Raw genomic sequence first — 14383 nt, forward strand, 5'->3', positions numbered from 1 at the left:
TGGATCAGATCCGCGACGCGATCCTGAGTGGCGACCGGTCGATCGCGACCTACGCCACCATCGCGATCCCCGACACCTACCGCGGCGTCACCGTCCACAAGGACGAGGTCGGCCTCTTCGACGGGATGGCCAGCCGCGACAAGGACCCTCGCAAGTCCCTGCACGTCGACGACGTCCCCGTGCCCGAGCTCGCCCCCGGCGAGGCGCTCGTGGCCGTGATGGCGAGCGCCATCAACTACAACACGGTGTGGACCTCGATCTTCGAGCCGGTCTCGACGTTCGGCTTCCTCGAGCGGTATGCGCGGACCTCGCCCGACGCGGCGCGCCACGACCTGCCCTACCACGTAGTCGGCTCCGACCTGTCGGGGATCGTGCTGCGCACCGGGCCGGGTGTCCACCTGTGGAAGCCGGGCCAGGAGGTCGTCGCCCACTGCCTCTCCGTCGAACTCGAGAGCGCCGAGGGCCACAACGACACGATGCTCGACCCGGAGCAGCGGATCTGGGGCTTCGAGACCAACTTCGGCGGCCTGGCCGAGCTGGCCATCGTCAAGACCAACCAGCTGATGCCCAAGCCCACGCACCTCACCTGGGAGGAGGCCGCCTCGCCCGGCCTCGTCAACAGCACGGCATACCGGCAGCTCATCTCGCGCAACGGCGCCGGCATGAAGCTCGGCGACGTCGTCCTGATCTGGGGGGCGAGCGGCGGCCTCGGCTCCTACGCTACGCAGATGGCGCTCGCCGGCGGCGGCACCCCCGTCTGCGTCGTCTCCTCGCCAGAGAAGGCCGCCATCTGTCGCGCGATGGGCGCCGAGCTCGTCATCGACCGGTCGACGGCGACGGGAGAGGGGTATACGTTCTGGAAGGACGACACGACCCAGGACCCCCGCGAGTGGAAGCGTTTCGGCGCCCGGATCCGCGAGCTGACCGGCGGCAAGGACCCCGACATCGTCTTCGAGCACCCGGGCCGCGAGACCTTCGGCGCCAGCGTCTACGTCACCCGCAAGGGCGGCACCATCGTCAGCTGCGCGTCGACCTCGGGCTACATGCACGAGTACGACAACCGCTATCTGTGGATGAGCCTCAAGCGGATCGTCGGCTCGCACTTCGCCAACTACCGCGAGGCGTGGGAGGCCAACGACCTCGTCAACCGGGGTCTCATCCACCCGACCTTGAGCCGCACCTACACCCTCGACCAGGTCGGCCAGGCGGCCTACGATGTGCACCGCAACCTCCACCAGGGCAAGGTCGGCGTGCTGACCCTCGCTCCCGAGGAGGGCCTCGGCGTCAGCGATCCCGAGAAGCGGGCCCGCTTCGCCGCCGAGATCGACCGCTTCCGCGACGTCTAAGTCCTCCCGGCCCGGCGGCGCCTGATCCCGAAGCCGACGGAGGTGCGCGTGACCGAGCTGAGCGTTCGGGCGCTGGACGGGACGACCTGGCCCGACTTCGCCGCCCTCGTCGAGGCGAACAACGGTGTGTGGGGCGGCTGCTGGTGCATGGCCTTCCACCCCGAAGGCCTCGGTCGTGGCGAGCTGGCCGGGCAGAACCGGTCGACGAAGGAGGCCAGGGTGCGGGAGGGGAGCGCGCACGCCGCCCTCGTCTACGACGGCTCCGAGTGCGTCGGCTGGTGCCAGTCCGGCCCGACCGACGAGCTCCCCCGCATCAAGCGCCGACGCGCGTATGCCGCGGGCCTGGTGGCGCTCCCCGACTGGCGGATCACCTGCTTCTTCGTCGGCAAGGGGCACCGCAAGCAGGGTGTGGCCGCTGCGGCCCTGGCCGGCGCCCTGGACGAGATCGCCCGACTCGGCGGCGGGACGGTCGAGAGCTATCCGGAGGACGCGGAGGGGCGAGCGGTCTCCGGGTCCTTCCTCCACAACGCCACGGTGTCGATGTTCGAGAGCCAGGGCTTCACCGTGGCCGCCAGCTGGGCAAGCACCACTGGGTCGTGAGCGCCGTCGTCCCGGCGGCCGGCGGCTAGCCTGCTCGCGTGCACTTCCTCAACGGCCTGCAGCCGAGCTTCGACCTCACGTACGACGACGTCTTCATGGTCCCGAGCCGTTCCTCGGTGACCTCGCGGATGGACGTCGACCTGTCGTGCGAGGACGGCACCGGCAACACCATCCCCATCGTGGTCGCCAACATGACCGCGATCTCGGGCCGTCGGATGGCCGAGACGGTGGCCCGGCGCGGCGGCATCGCGGTGATCCCGCAGGACATCCCGACCGACGTCGTCCACGACGTCATCGCCGACGTGAAGTCGCGCGACCTGCTCCACGACACCCCGATCACCCTGAGCCCGAGCGAAACGGTCGGAGCGGCAATGACGTTGCTGCCCAAGCGTTCTCACGGTGCGGCAGTGGTCATCGACGATGACGGTCGCCCGATCGGCATCGTCACCGAGACCGACCTTCGCGGTGTCGACCGCTTCACCCAGGTGCACCGCGTGATGTCGCGGGAGATCTTCACCGTGCCGGCGCAGATCGATCCGGAGACCGCCTTCGCGCAGCTCGGCCAGGCGCATCACCGGATCGCGCCGGCCGTCGACGCCGACGGGCGACTCGTCGGTCTGCTCACCCGGCAGGGCGCGCTGCGCGCCACCCTCTACACCCCCAACACCGATTCGGCGGGGCGCCTGCGGGTCGCGGCCGCCGTCGGGATCAACGGCGACGTCGCCGGCCGGGCCAAGGACCTGGTCGCGGCCGGGGTCGACGTGCTCGTCGTCGACACCGCCCACGGGCACCAGGAGAAGATGCTCGAGGCGCTGGCGCTGGTGCGCGGTCTCGACGCCGGCATACCCATCTGTGCGGGCAACGTCGTGTCGGCCGACGGGGTGCGCGACCTCGTCGACGCGGGCGCCGACATCGTCAAGGTCGGGGTCGGGCCGGGCGCGATGTGCACGACCCGGATGATGACCGGCGTCGGGCGGCCGCAGTTCTCCGCCGTGCTCGAGTGCGCGACGGCCGCCCGTGCCGTCGGCGCGCACGTCTGGGCCGACGGCGGGGTCCGACACCCACGCGACGTCGCCCTCGCCCTGGCCGCCGGTGCCTCGAACGTGATGGTGGGGTCGTGGTTCGCCGGGACGCACGAGTCGCCGGGTGACCTCATGGTCGGCACCGACGGCCGACCCTACAAGGAGTCGTTCGGCATGGCGTCCTCGCGCGCCGTCCGCAACCGCACGGCCACCGAGTCGTCCTACGACCGGGCTCGGAAGGCGCTGTTCGAGGAGGGCATCAGCAGCGCCCGGATGTTCATCGACCCGGCCCGGCCGGGCGTCGAGGACCTCCTCGACGCGATCATCGCCGGGGTCCGCTCGTCGTTCACGTATGCCGGTGCCCGCACCCTCGAGGAGTTCCACGACCGAGCGGTCGTCGGCCTCCAGAGCACCGCCGGCTTCGTCGAGGGCGCCCCCATCCACACCTCCTGGTAGGGCGGACCCTGCCCCCCTTCTCGCCTCCTTGCTTCGCGATAGCCCCAATGCGGCGCTGGGCCCCGATTTTCGGGCCATCGCGGAGCAACAAGCGGGTTTCTAGGGGCGGGTCGCGGGGCTCGGCTCGTGCTGCTGCTGGGCCGCGGGCCACGTCCTCGGCAGCGGCAGGGCGCCCGGGTTGACCCGCGCGACGATCTCCTCGTGCACCCGGCGGACGTAGGGCTCGCCGACCCAGAGGTGCTTCGCGCCCTCCACAGCAACGACCTCCGCCTGCGGGACGACGGCGAACCGCTCCCGTGCCTCGACCGGGCGGAGGTAGTCGTCGAGCTCGGGGACCAGCGCCACGAGCGGCTTGCCCGACGCCGCCCAGGCCTCCAGGTGCTCGGGCCGTGAGTAGCGCAGCGGTGGGCTGATCAGGATGGCTCCGACGACCGAGGGGTCGTTGCCGTACATCAGGGTCAGGTCGGTCCCGAAGGACCACCCGACGAGCCAGCGGTTCGGCAGCTCCGGCCGCTCGTGGAACTCCGCGAGCTCGATCGCCGCGGCCACGTCGAAGCGCTCGGCGACCGCACCGTCGAAGGAGCCCTGCGAGGTGCCCCGCGGCGAGGTCACGCCGCGCAGGTTGAAGCGCAGGACGGCGAGGTCGGCCAGCGCCGGGAGCCGGTATGCCGCCTTCTTGAAGAGGTGGCTGTCCATGAAACCGCCGTGGGTCGGCAGCGGGTGGATGGTGATGAGGGTGGCCACCGGGTCGCGGTCGGCCGGGAGGGCCAGCTCACCGACGAGGGTGAGGCCGTCGGCGGTCTCGAGCTCGATGTCCTCGCGCCGCGCCGGGAGGATGGAGTTGGCGCGGATCTCGTCGGGGTCGGGGCTCACCACGGCAGGCTACCGATAGGCGTTGCCGCTCGGTCGGGCGTCCCGCCGTTGCCAGCAGCCCGTATGCCAGTGGCGCCGATCGCCGACTCCGCCAACGCCATCCGCCGGCCAGGCCACCACGTTGGGCAGCCCGACCGGGATGTTCTGCTGGCACCCGGGGCAGAGGTAGGGACGGGTCGATCCCTCGCCGGTGACGCGGCGCACGGTCCAGAGGCTCCCGGCATACCGCTCGGTGCTCGTCGACCCACCACCGAGGGGGCGAGCCGGCGGCTCGTCACGTCGGCGGCGGTTGGCACGGGGCATCCTCCATTGTCGGTCACCGCGACGGCCGACCGCGTCACCGGGCTCGCGGGCACCTCTGGCGGATCGACTCGACCGGGGCCTGTGGACAAAGTCCGGGGCACCTCCGGCGGATCGACCACGATGGGCCGGGTGCAGTATGCCGACGACCTCGTCTCTCAGTCCGGTGCGCCGATGCTGCCGCGCACCGAGCAGGCCCTCGCGGCCGTCGCAGGACAGCAGCGCGGCCTCGTCACCCGGGTCCAGTGTCGGGCGGCGTTCCTGACGCCCAAGGCGATCGAGTCGAGGCTGCGGGTCGGCCGGTGGCTGCCGGTCCATCGGAACATCTATCAGACCCTTCCCGGCCGGGACGACGGGTGGACAACCGCCCTCGCCGGGCAGCTTGCTTGCGGCGACGGCGCCGCGTGGTCGCACCGCACGGCGGCCCTCGCCTAGGGCCTCGTCCGGGCCGGGACCGGCGCCGAGGTGGACATCCTGATACCGCACTCGCGGCGGATCGCCTCCCCTTTCGGCGTCGTGCTGCACCGCAGTGACCACGAGGCGGTCCGGGTCGACGACCGGCTGTGGCCGTGGCGGACCACCGTCGTCGACACCGTGCTCGACGTCGGTGCCCTCACGGACGAGGACGGCCAGCTCGCCGTGCTGGCCTCGGCCTTTCAGCGGCGGCTCGTCACCGAGGCGCAGGTCCGGGCCGGCTTGGACCGGCGCCACGCCCACCCGTGGCGCGAGCTCCTGAGCACGGTGCTCGCGGTCACGGCCGACGGGGCCGAGAGCCCCTTGGAGGTGCGGTACGCGCGCGAGGTGGAGGGCGCCCATCGGCTGCCGGTCGGGACCAGGCAGCACGCGACCGTCCCGGGGCGGAGGGCGCACCACGACGTGGCCTACCCGGCATACCGGCTGGTCGTCGAGCTCGATGGTCGTCTGGGGCACGACGGCTGGGCGGCCCGCGTCGCCGACGGCGTCCGCGACCGCGGGAGCGCCGCCTCGGGGTGGCTCACGACCCGCGCCCGCTGGGGCGATGTGACCCTCCGCCGCTGTGCACTCGCAGACGAGATCGGCGCCATCCTGAGCAGCCGCGGGTGGGGCGGGGCGCCGCAGCCCTGCCGACGTCCGTCGTGCATGCTGCGCGCCGCCTGACCCCGCACCCGCGCGGGCGGCGTGGGCGGGGGAGCGACTGGCCGGCGGGGAGCGGCGAGCCCCGCGAGCCGGCGGGGAGCGGTGGACCCCCTCCGAGGGGGTCAGCGCTCCCCGCGACCACCCGGTCCGAGACCCCAGGCCGGGTCAGGCGTAGGTGCGGAACCCGCGCTTGGTCTTGCGGCCGAGGTAGCCGGCCGTCACGAGGTGCTCGAGCAGCGGCGCGGGGGCGAAGCCGGGCTCGCGGAACTCGAGGTAGAGCTCACGCTGGATGGCGAGGGAGACGTCGAGGCCGACGACGTCGAGCAGCTCGAACGGACCCATGGGATAGCCGCAGCCGGCCTTCATCGCGGTGTCCATGTCGTCGGCGGTCGCGTAGTGCGCCTCGAGCATGCGGACCGCGTCGTTGAGGTAAGGGAAGAGCAGCGCGTTGACGATGAAGCCGGACCGGTCGCCGCACGAGACGGGGTGCTTGCCGACCGCCGCCGTCAGTCCGACGACGGTCGCGGTGACGTCGGCCGAGGTCGAGACGGTGGAGACGACCTCGACGAGCTTCATCACCGTCGCGGGGTTGAAGAAGTGCATCCCGATGACGTCCTCGGGGCGCGCGGTGACGATCGCGCACTCGATGACCGGCAGCGAGGACGTGGTCGTGGCCAGGATCGCGCCCGGCTTGCAGACCTTGTCGAGGGTGCGGAAGAGGTCCTGCTTCGCGGCGAGCTCCTCGACGATGGCCTCGACGACGAGGTCGAAACCGGCGAGGTCGTCGGGGCTCGTCGTGCCGGTGAGACGGCCGGTCGCCGCGTCGGCGTCGGCCTGCGAGAGCTTGCCGCGCTCGACGGCCTTGGCCAGGCTCTTCGCGATGCCTGCCTGCACCGCGGCGACCCGCTCCGGGGAGCGCGCGACGAAGGTCACGGCATACCCAGCCTTGGCGAAGACCTCGATGATGCCGGTCGCCATGGTGCCCGACCCGACGACGCCGACCGACGCGATCGTCCGCAGCGCGGCGGCCGAGGCGTCAATAGCCTTGGGCGACAACGCATCCGGGACAACCTCGGAGGAGCCTGGCGCCGCATAGGTGTAGAAACCGCGCCCGGACTTGCGGCCCCGGAGACCGGCGCTGACCATCTGCTTGATGATCGGGCTGGGGGCGTGCAGGCGGTCGCGCCCCTGCTTGTACATCGTGTCGAGGATCTCGTATGCCGTGTCGAGGCCGATGAGGTCCATCAGGGCGAGGGGGCCCATCGGCAGCCCGCAGCCGAGTCGCATTGCGGCGTCGATGTCCTCGCGGGTGGCGTAGTGCGTCTCGTACATCGACACCGCGTGGTTGAGGTAGCCGAAGAGCAGCGAGTTGGCGATGAAGCCGGCCCGGTCGCCGACGACGACCGGCTTCTTGCCGAGCCGCTCGGCGAGCGCCTTGACGTCCTCGAACACGTCGTCCTCGGTGACGACCGTGCGGACGACCTCGACGAACTGCTGGACCGGTGCCGGGTTGAAGAAGTGCATCCCGACGACGCGCTTGGGGTTCGAGGACGCGACGGCGATCTCGGTCACGGAGAGGGACGAGGTGTTGGTCGCGAGGATCGCGTCGTCGCCCACGACCTGGTCGACCCGGGCCAGGATCGACTTCTTGAGGTCGAGGTGCTCGGGCACCGCCTCGACGACGAGCTGGCAGCCGGCGAGCGCGGCGATGTCCGTCGTGTAGGTCACCCGGCCGTGGAGGGCGACGGCGTCCTCCTCGCTGAGCTTGCCGCGCGCGACGGCGCGGGTCGTCGAGTGCTCGAGGACGCCCTTGCCGTGGGTGACCCCGGCGTTATCAGCATCGACTGCGATGACGTCGATCCCGTTGCGGGCGAACACTTCGACGATGCCGGCGCCCATCGTGCCGAGACCGATGACACCGACGCTGGTGAACTCACGAGACATACGGCTGAGTCTGTCAGGGCGGCATACCGATGGGTAGCCGGGGTCTGGGCGACAGTGGTCACACCCGTCCCCCGGATTGGGGTGAAACCGCGTCATCGATGACGCGCCGGGACCCCGATCCGGGCGTCCGTTAGGCTTCGCCGCGTGCGTCTCGTCATCGCCCGCTGCTCCGTCGACTACGAGGGGCGGCTCACCGCCCACCTCCCCCTCGCGACCCGGCTGCTGCTCGTCAAGGCCGACGGGTCGGTGCTCGTGCACAGCGACGGCGGCTCCTACAAGCCGCTCAACTGGATGTCGCCGCCGTGCGCGATGGCCGAGGTCGAGCCGGAAGAGTCCGAGGCGGCCGCCGGTGTCGTGTCAGTCTGGGTCGTCCAGCACGCGAAGTCGGAGGACCGGCTGCGAGTGCTCATCCACGAGGTGCTGCACGACTCGAGCCACGTCCTCGGGGTCGACCCCGGTCTGGTCAAGGACGGCGTCGAGGCCCACCTCCAGAGGCTGCTCGCCGAGCACATCCACACGTTGGGGGCGGGGTGGTCGCTCGTGCGGCGGGAGTACATGACGGCGATCGGGCCGGTGGACATCCTCGCTCGTGACCACGCCCGCGGCCACGTGGCGATCGAGATCAAGCGCCGGGGCGACATCGACGGCGTGGAGCAGCTGACCCGCTATCTCGAGCTGATGAACCGCGACCCGCACCTCGCACCGGTCACCGGCATCTTCGCCGCGCAGGAGATCAAGCCGCAGGCGCGGGTGCTCGCCCGGGACCGCGGCATCCGGTGCGTGGTGCTCGACTACGACGCGCTGCGCGGCATCGACGACACGACCACGCGCCTGTTCTAGCGCGAGGGCTCACGGAGGACCTCGGCTGGCATAGTCGGGGTGTGCGGATGAGCCAGTACGCCTACTTCGCCCTCCGGGACGAGACCACCACGGCGGCCGAGGTCACGGGCTATCTCGGGATCGAGCCGGACGAGGTCAGGGTGCGCGCGAGCACCCGCGTCTTCCCGCCTCGCCCGGCCTCGCACTCGTGGGCGGTGGTCTCCCGCAACGAGAACGTCGCGCTCGACGTCCACATCACGCGAGTTCTCGACCGGGTCGCACCCGCAGCCGGTCACGTGCGGAGGCTGGTCGACGACCGCGGCGTCGAGGCTCGCCTGGTCATCGTCCGTTACTTCAGCGACGACGGCGAGGCTGAGGAGTTCGATGCGTCGATCACCCCCGGTGGTGACCTCGTGGAACACCTCCCCGGGCCGCACCCGCCGCTGGGCTGGTTCCTGTCGGTCGAGGCGCTGACCCTGCTCACCTCGATGCGGGCCAGCATCTGGGCGGACGAGTACGGCTGACCATCGGTACGTGGTTGGGTGAGGGATGGCTTGGGAGACCCACCCCGTGACTCCGGATCGCTTCGAGGACTTCGCCGACGTGATCAACCCCAACCGGCGAGCGACCCACTGCTGGTGCGTTTCCCACCGGCTTCGTGCCGAAGACATCGCGGCGCTCGGTGGCGGCAGTCGCGAGGGGGCGATGCGCGCCCTCTGCGATCGCGAGGTGCCGCCCGAGGTCGTGACCTATCTCGATGGCCGTCCCGTGGGCTGGTGCAACATCGGCGCTCGGGCCGACAACCCGCGGCTCGTGCACAGCACCAAGATCCACCCCCTCGACGACCTTCCCGTGTGGAGCGTCGTCTGTGTGGTCGTCCGCGGCGGTCACCGCAAGCAGGGGGGGACGACCGCGCTGCTCCAGGGTGCGGTCGCGTATGCCGTGTCGCACAGTGCCCCGGCCGTCGAGGCTTATCCCGTTGATACGGAGGGAAAACGGATGGACACGACGATGGCGTTCGTCGGGACGCGCGCGATGTTCGAGCGGGTCGGGTTCGAGGTGGTCGGGGAGACGGAAGCGACGGCCTCGGGGATGCGGCGGTTGGTCATGCGCAGGATGCTCAGCCGCGAGAGGGGTCTGTAGCCACCCCACGGGTCGCGAGAAGCTCGTCCCGGTGGGCGGCATACCCCACCATCCAGGACGGCTCGACCCGCATCAGGATCACGTCCCCCCAGCTGAGCGGGGAGGAGCCGTAGTGCTGCGTCCAGTGCTCGTGCACCTCCTCGAAGTCGCTGTGACCCTCCTCGAGCACCTCGACCTGCCCGTGGGTGAAGACGGCGACCTCCTCCCCCTCGATGCAGGCCAGACTGACGGCCGGTCGGGCCCGGACCTGACGCCCCTTGGGGGACGACCGGCTGGTGCTGATCGTCCACCGTCCGTGGAGGAAGTGGCCGTCCATCGCGCTGATCCGCGGCTCACCCGCCGCCGTGACGGTCGCGAACGACACCACCCGCATGCCCGTCATGAGCCCGGCCAGCTCCCGCGCCGTGAGGGTCCGATCGGCGCTGATGATGTCGCGCAGGTGCTCCGACGCCGTGGCGTGGGAACGGTCGAGGAGGGCCTGGAGGTCACGCAGCTCGTCGTCGCTCTCCCGCATGCGGCTGAGTCTGGCACTCGCGCCGGACACACGGCGTCAGCGTCCTTGCTGCGAGGATGGCCGGCGTGCCTGCCGCCGTCGCCGCCCCGAACGATCTCGCCGTCCAGGCCGGGCTCGACCTCGTGGCCGCCGGCGGGAGCGCGGTCGACGCCGCCATCGCGGCTGTCGTCGTCGCGATGTCGACCGAGCCGGGCGTCGTCAGCCCGCTCGGCGGCGCGTTCGTCACGGTGTGGCCGGCGAGCGGGGACCCCGAGGTCGTCGACGGCAACGTCGAGATGCCTGGCCGCGGGCTGCCTCCCGAGCGCTTCGGCGAGGGCCTGATGGAGATGACGACGACCTACGGCGGCGGCCTGACCCTGTATGCCGGGCCCGGCTCCGTCGCGACGCCCGGCGCCTTCGCCGGGCTGGGACTCGCCCACGAACGGCACGGGCGGGCGCCCTGGCGCGAGGTCCTCGCCCCCGCCGCCCACGCCGCGCGCACGGGTTACCGGCTGGGCACGGCGGCAGCCAGCTATCTCGCGATCACGGGCGACACGGTCTTCGCGTGGGACCGCGAGACCAACGCGCTGCTCAACGCGGCCGACGGCACGGCGCACCCCGCCGGGACGCTGATCGTCGACACCCCGCTGGCCGAGGCGCTGACCTGGATCGGGGAGTCAGGCGCCGCCGACGTCTACACGGGCGACCTCGCGGCAGCCATCGCCGACGACCTGCAGGCCCGCGGTGGGCTGCTCACCCGGGCCGACCTCGCGGCATACCGGGTGGGGCTGCGTCCGGCCCTGCGGCTCAAGGCCGGTCCTTGGGACCTCGCGACCAACGCGCCACCATCGATCGGGGGGCCGGTGCTGGCCGTCATGCTGCGGGAGCTGGCCCGCCGGGGGGCGTGGTCGCTCGACGACGTCATCGAGATCCAGCGGCTCGTCCTCGGGCACCGGATCCGCGAGCACGACCTCTCCCGCGACCTCGAGGGCGACGGCTACGCGCTGCTCAAGACGGTGGAGCGGCACGGTCTCCTCGGGCTCCCCACCAGCGGGTCGACGGCCCACGTCTCGGTCGTCGACGCCGACGGGATGGCGTGCGCGATCACCGCGTCGGCCGGATACGGTTCTGGCGCAACGGTGCCCGGCACAGGACTGATGCTCAACAACTGCCTCGGTGAGCCCGAGCTCAACCGGCTCGGGCTGCATGCGCTCGCGCCCGGCACCCGGCTGGCGTCCAACATGGCGCCGTCCGTGGGGCGTGGCGCCGACGGAGAGGTGCTCGCGATCGGGTCGCCGGGGGCCGACCGGATCACGACCGCGCTCCTGCAGGTGCTCGGGCGACACTGCTTCGCCGAGACGCCGTTGGTCGAGGCGATCGACGCCCCACGGCTGCACGTGAGCTTCACGGCCGAGGGCGTTGCCGAGGTGCAGCACGAGGACGATCCGGCGCTGGCCGAGGCGGTCGCTCGCTCCGGGCTGCGCGCCGTCGTCCACTCGCGGCACTCGATGTTCTTCGGGGGCGTCGGGGCGGCCCACCGCCGGGCCGACGGGTCACTCGCGGCGGCGGGCGACGTGCGTCGTGAGGCCGCGACCGGCGTCGGCTGAGGTCACCCTGCGCACAGAACTGGTCAGCTGCCCACTTCTGAGCGCGGGCTGAGCCTGACCGGCGGACAGAACTCATCACCTGCCCCGTTCTGGACGCGGGCTGAGCCCGACTGCCCGGCCGGACTCAGATCGACGCCGGCTCCGGGACAGCGGGCACCTCGACCGCCAGCCCGTGCGCCGCCCGGATCAGCGTCACGAACTCGCCCATCATCTCGTTCAGCCCGAAGTCCTTGGGGGTGAACACCGCCGCCACCCCCTGAGCCATCAGCGCCGCCGCGTCGGACGCCGGGATGATCCCCCCGACCACGACCGGCACGTCCTCGAGGCCGGCGGCGGCCAGCCCGGCGAGCACGTCCGGGACCAGCGACATGTGCGACCCCGAGAGGATCGACAGGCCCACCAGGTGGACGTCCTCCGCCACCGCGGCCGCGACGATCTCCGCCGGCGTCAGCCGGATCCCCTGGTAGATCACCTCGAAGCCCGCGTCCCGGGCCCGGACCGCGACCTGCTCGGCGCCGTTGCTGTGCCCGTCGAGACCGGGCTTGCCCACGAGCACCCGCAGGTGGGTCCCGAGCTCCTCGCCCGTCTCGGCCACCGCCGCACGCACTCCCGCCAGCTCGCCCCCGGAGCCCACACCGACGGACCCGGAAACCCCTGTGGGAGCACGATATTCGCCGAACTGGTCACGCAGCGCCTGCGCCCACTCCCCCGTCGTCAGCTCGGCCCGCACGCAGTCGAGGGTCGCCGGCACGAGGTTGACCCCCGACTCCGCATCAGCCCGCAACCGCAGCACGGCCGCAGCCGCCGCCTCGCGCCGCACCGGGTCCGCGTCCCGCGCCGCGCGCCAGGCCTGCACGGCCGCGCACGCAGCGGACTCGACCTGCGGGTCGACCGTCTGGATCGCGGTGTCGAGGTCGGCCGTCAGTGGGTTCGGCTCGGTCGTGGTGAAGCGGTTGAGCCCGACGACGACGTCCTCGCCCGTCTCGATCCGGTGCCGCCGAGCGGAGTGCGCCGACACCATCGCCGACTTCATGTATCCCGACTCGACGGCTGCGACGGCCCCGCCCATCTCCTCGATCCGGGCCATCTCCGCCCTGGCGCCCGCGACGAGCGACGCCACCTTGGTCTCGACGACCGCCGACCCGGCGAAGAGGTCGTCGTACTCGAGCAGGTCGGACTCGAAGGCGAGCACCTGCTGCAGCCGCAGCGACCACTGCTGGTCCCAGGGCCGGGGCAGGCCGAGCGCCTCGTTCCACGCCGGCAGCTGGACCGCGCGGGCGCGGGCGTCCTTGGACAGCGTCACCGCGAGCATCTCCAGGACGATGCGCTGCACGTTGTTCTCCGGCTGCGCCTCGGTGAGACCGAGCGAGTTGACCTGCACGCCGTAGCGGAAACGGCGCTGCTTGGGGTCGGTCACGGCATACCGGTCGCGCGTCAGCTCGTCCCACAGCGCCACGAAGGCGCGCATCTTGCACATCTCCTCGACGAAGCGGACGCCGGCGTTGACGAAGAACGAGATCCGCGCGACCACCTCACCGAACTCCGCCTCGGGCACCTGCCCCGAGTCGCGCACGGCGTCGAGCACGGCGATCGCCGTCGACATCGAGAAGGCGATCTCCTGGACCGGCGTCGCCCCGGCCTCCTGCAGGTGGTAGCTGCAGATGTTGATCGGGTTCCACGTCGGGATCTCGTGCACCGTGTAGGCGATCATGTCGGTGATCAGCCGCAGTGACGGCTCGGGCGGGAACGCATAGGTCCCGCGAGACAGGTACTCCTTGATGATGTCGTTCTGCGTCGTGCCGGCCAGCGCGTGCACCCAGGTCACGGGATCCTCGCCTGCAGCACTCGCCTGCTCCTCGGCGGCGACCTGGTAGAGCGCGAGCAGCCACATCGCCGTCGCGTTGATCGTCATCGAGGTGTTCATGTCCTTGAGCGGGATGTCCGCGAAGAGCGCGCGCATGTCGCCGATGTGGCTGATCGGGACGCCCACCTTGCCGACCTCACCGCGCGCGAGGGCGTGATCGGGGTCGTAGCCGGTCTGGGTCGGCAGGTCGAAGGCCACAGACAACCCGGTCTGCCCCTTGTCGAGGTTGCGCCGGTAGAGGGCGTTGCTCGCCGCGGCACTGGAGTGCCCGGCATACGTGCGCATCACCCAGGGTCGGTCGCGCGGGGGGCGCGTCACCGCGTCGTCGTGGTCGGCCATGGACCGACGGTAGCCCCGGGTCGTCCCCGCCAGCAGTCGCTCAGCCGGTGAGAGCCGCCACAGTCTCGTCCTCGCCGGGCAGGACGTGGGCACCGTCACGGTCGTAGCGCGCCCCCGACGGGGTCGCGGCGATGAGACGGGCGGCGCGCAGCAGCCGTTCGGTCCGGGGGCTGAGCTCTCCCAGCACGAGGCGGCGGCCCAGGCGGCGGGCCCGCACGTGGCACTCGACGAGCAGGCCCAGCGCGGCCCGGTCGCCGAGCTCGGCTTCGTCGAGGTCCAGCCGCAGGTCGCCGCGACCCTCGGCGAGGGCTCGATGCAGAGCCAGCCGGATGTCCGCGACGTTCCGCACGTCGAGGCGTCCGGTGATCCGGGCCTCCTGCCCGTCGGACGTCACGATCAGCTCGAGGCGGGCGCGATCGATGCTCGTGGGGAGTGGCGGCAACGCGGCCATGGCGGGCTCT

15 protein-coding genes are annotated in these 14383 nt (G+C 71.7%); 9 read left to right on the top strand and 6 right to left on the bottom strand.

The features are described from left to right. From ccrA to Q0R63_RS22890, 3 genes are all read left to right on the top strand, one after another. Positions 1–1346: crotonyl-CoA carboxylase/reductase (ccrA, locus tag Q0R63_RS22880; RefSeq protein ID WP_366521201.1), on the top strand; the 1346-nt coding region annotated here is incomplete at its 5' end. A 48-nt stretch (positions 1347–1394) separates the two neighbouring features. Further along, the gene (locus tag Q0R63_RS22885) at positions 1395–1946 is read left to right on the top strand and encodes a GNAT family N-acetyltransferase (protein WP_295702410.1); all 552 of its coding nucleotides are present in this window, start codon (positions 1395–1397) and stop codon (positions 1944–1946) included. A gap of 38 nt (positions 1947–1984) precedes the next feature. Next, complete coding sequence (locus Q0R63_RS22890) at positions 1985–3424, top strand: GuaB1 family IMP dehydrogenase-related protein (RefSeq protein ID WP_295702412.1); 1440 nt, start codon at positions 1985–1987, stop codon at positions 3422–3424. 99 nt (positions 3425–3523) lie between these two features. On the opposite strand, the gene Q0R63_RS22895 is transcribed toward Q0R63_RS22890, so the two are convergent. Together Q0R63_RS22895 and Q0R63_RS22900 are read right to left on the bottom strand one after the other, a co-directional pair. Beyond that, complete coding sequence (locus tag Q0R63_RS22895) at positions 3524–4297, bottom strand: alpha/beta hydrolase (RefSeq protein WP_295702414.1); 774 nt, start codon at positions 4295–4297, stop codon at positions 3524–3526. A 9-nt stretch (positions 4298–4306) separates the two neighbouring features. Next, positions 4307–4600: a hypothetical protein gene (locus Q0R63_RS22900; RefSeq protein WP_295702416.1), complete on the bottom strand. Its 294-nt coding sequence runs from the start codon at positions 4598–4600 to the stop codon at positions 4307–4309. Between the two features lie 81 nt (positions 4601–4681). On the opposite strand from Q0R63_RS22900, the gene Q0R63_RS22905 reads away from it, so the two are divergent. Then, positions 4682–5032 carry a type IV toxin-antitoxin system AbiEi family antitoxin domain-containing protein gene (locus Q0R63_RS22905; protein WP_295702417.1) on the top strand — a complete coding sequence of 117 codons (351 nt, stop codon included), beginning with the start codon at positions 4682–4684 and terminating at the stop codon, positions 5030–5032. Positions 5033–5062: 30 nt separating this feature from the next. Then, entirely contained in the window at positions 5063–5734 is a 672-nt protein-coding gene (locus Q0R63_RS22910; RefSeq protein ID WP_295702419.1) for a hypothetical protein, read from the top strand. A 144-nt stretch (positions 5735–5878) separates the two neighbouring features. Here Q0R63_RS22910 and Q0R63_RS22915 read toward each other — a convergent pair whose 3' ends face one another. Next, the gene (locus Q0R63_RS22915) at positions 5879–7657 is read right to left on the bottom strand and encodes a 3-hydroxybutyryl-CoA dehydrogenase (protein WP_295702421.1); all 1779 of its coding nucleotides are present in this window, start codon (positions 7655–7657) and stop codon (positions 5879–5881) included. A 144-nt stretch (positions 7658–7801) separates the two neighbouring features. Here Q0R63_RS22915 and nucS point away from each other — a divergent pair, with 144 nt between their 5' ends. Genes nucS through Q0R63_RS22930 form a run of 3 tightly spaced genes read left to right on the top strand, consistent with a single transcriptional unit; the run spans position 7802 to position 9619 of the window. Then, positions 7802–8497: an endonuclease NucS gene (nucS, locus tag Q0R63_RS22920; RefSeq protein ID WP_295702422.1), complete on the top strand. Its 696-nt coding sequence runs from the start codon at positions 7802–7804 to the stop codon at positions 8495–8497. A 47-nt stretch (positions 8498–8544) separates the two neighbouring features. Continuing rightward, the gene (locus Q0R63_RS22925) at positions 8545–9000 is read left to right on the top strand and encodes a DUF4279 domain-containing protein (RefSeq protein ID WP_295702424.1); all 456 of its coding nucleotides are present in this window, start codon (positions 8545–8547) and stop codon (positions 8998–9000) included. 46 nt (positions 9001–9046) lie between these two features. Next, positions 9047–9619 (top strand): GNAT family N-acetyltransferase, encoded by a 573-nt coding sequence (locus Q0R63_RS22930; RefSeq protein WP_295702426.1) that lies wholly within the window; start codon positions 9047–9049, stop codon positions 9617–9619. Here Q0R63_RS22930 and Q0R63_RS22935 read toward each other — a convergent pair. Next, a complete protein-coding gene (locus tag Q0R63_RS22935) occupies positions 9597–10133 on the bottom strand; it encodes a pyridoxamine 5'-phosphate oxidase family protein (RefSeq protein ID WP_295702428.1) in 537 nt (178 codons plus the stop codon). The genes Q0R63_RS22930 and Q0R63_RS22935 overlap by 23 nt on opposite strands. Positions 10134–10189: 56 nt before the next feature. On the opposite strand from Q0R63_RS22935, the gene Q0R63_RS22940 reads away from it, so the two are divergent. Beyond that, on the top strand, positions 10190–11719 hold the full coding sequence (locus Q0R63_RS22940; RefSeq protein ID WP_295702430.1) for a gamma-glutamyltransferase: 1530 nt from the start codon (positions 10190–10192) through the stop codon (positions 11717–11719). A 124-nt stretch (positions 11720–11843) separates the two neighbouring features. Here the strand turns inward: Q0R63_RS22940 and Q0R63_RS22945 are convergent, their stop codons facing one another. Continuing rightward, positions 11844–13922, bottom strand: a complete 2079-nt coding sequence (locus Q0R63_RS22945) for a protein meaA (RefSeq protein ID WP_295702432.1) — start codon at positions 13920–13922, stop codon at positions 11844–11846. Between the two features lie 40 nt (positions 13923–13962). Beyond that, positions 13963–14373, bottom strand: coding sequence for an STAS domain-containing protein (locus tag Q0R63_RS22950; RefSeq protein ID WP_295702434.1), 411 nt, complete (start codon positions 14371–14373; stop codon positions 13963–13965). Between the last annotated feature and the right edge of the window lie 10 nt (positions 14374–14383).

Source organism: Lapillicoccus sp., from assembly GCF_025353065.1.
Taxonomy (GTDB): Bacteria; Actinomycetota; Actinomycetes; order Actinomycetales; family Dermatophilaceae; genus Lapillicoccus.

What these genes read in the sequence shown, in the direction of transcription:
- Q0R63_RS22900 (WP_295702416.1), bottom strand. Translation starts at nt 4,600, where the DNA reads ATGCCCCGTGCCAACCGCCGCCGACGTGACGAGCCGCCGGCTCGCCCC.
- Q0R63_RS22915 (WP_295702421.1), bottom strand. Translation starts at nt 7,657, where the DNA reads ATGTCTCGTGAGTTCACCAGCGTCGGTGTCATCGGTCTCGGCACGATG.
- Q0R63_RS22925 (WP_295702424.1), top strand. Translation starts at nt 8,545, where the DNA reads ATGAGCCAGTACGCCTACTTCGCCCTCCGGGACGAGACCACCACGGCG.
- Q0R63_RS22935 (WP_295702428.1), bottom strand. Translation starts at nt 10,133, where the DNA reads ATGCGGGAGAGCGACGACGAGCTGCGTGACCTCCAGGCCCTCCTCGAC.
- Q0R63_RS22940 (WP_295702430.1), top strand. Translation starts at nt 10,190, where the DNA reads ATGGCCGGCGTGCCTGCCGCCGTCGCCGCCCCGAACGATCTCGCCGTC.
- Q0R63_RS22945 (WP_295702432.1), bottom strand. Translation starts at nt 13,922, where the DNA reads ATGGCCGACCACGACGACGCGGTGACGCGCCCCCCGCGCGACCGACCC.
- Q0R63_RS22950 (WP_295702434.1), bottom strand. Translation starts at nt 14,373, where the DNA reads ATGGCCGCGTTGCCGCCACTCCCCACGAGCATCGATCGCGCCCGCCTC.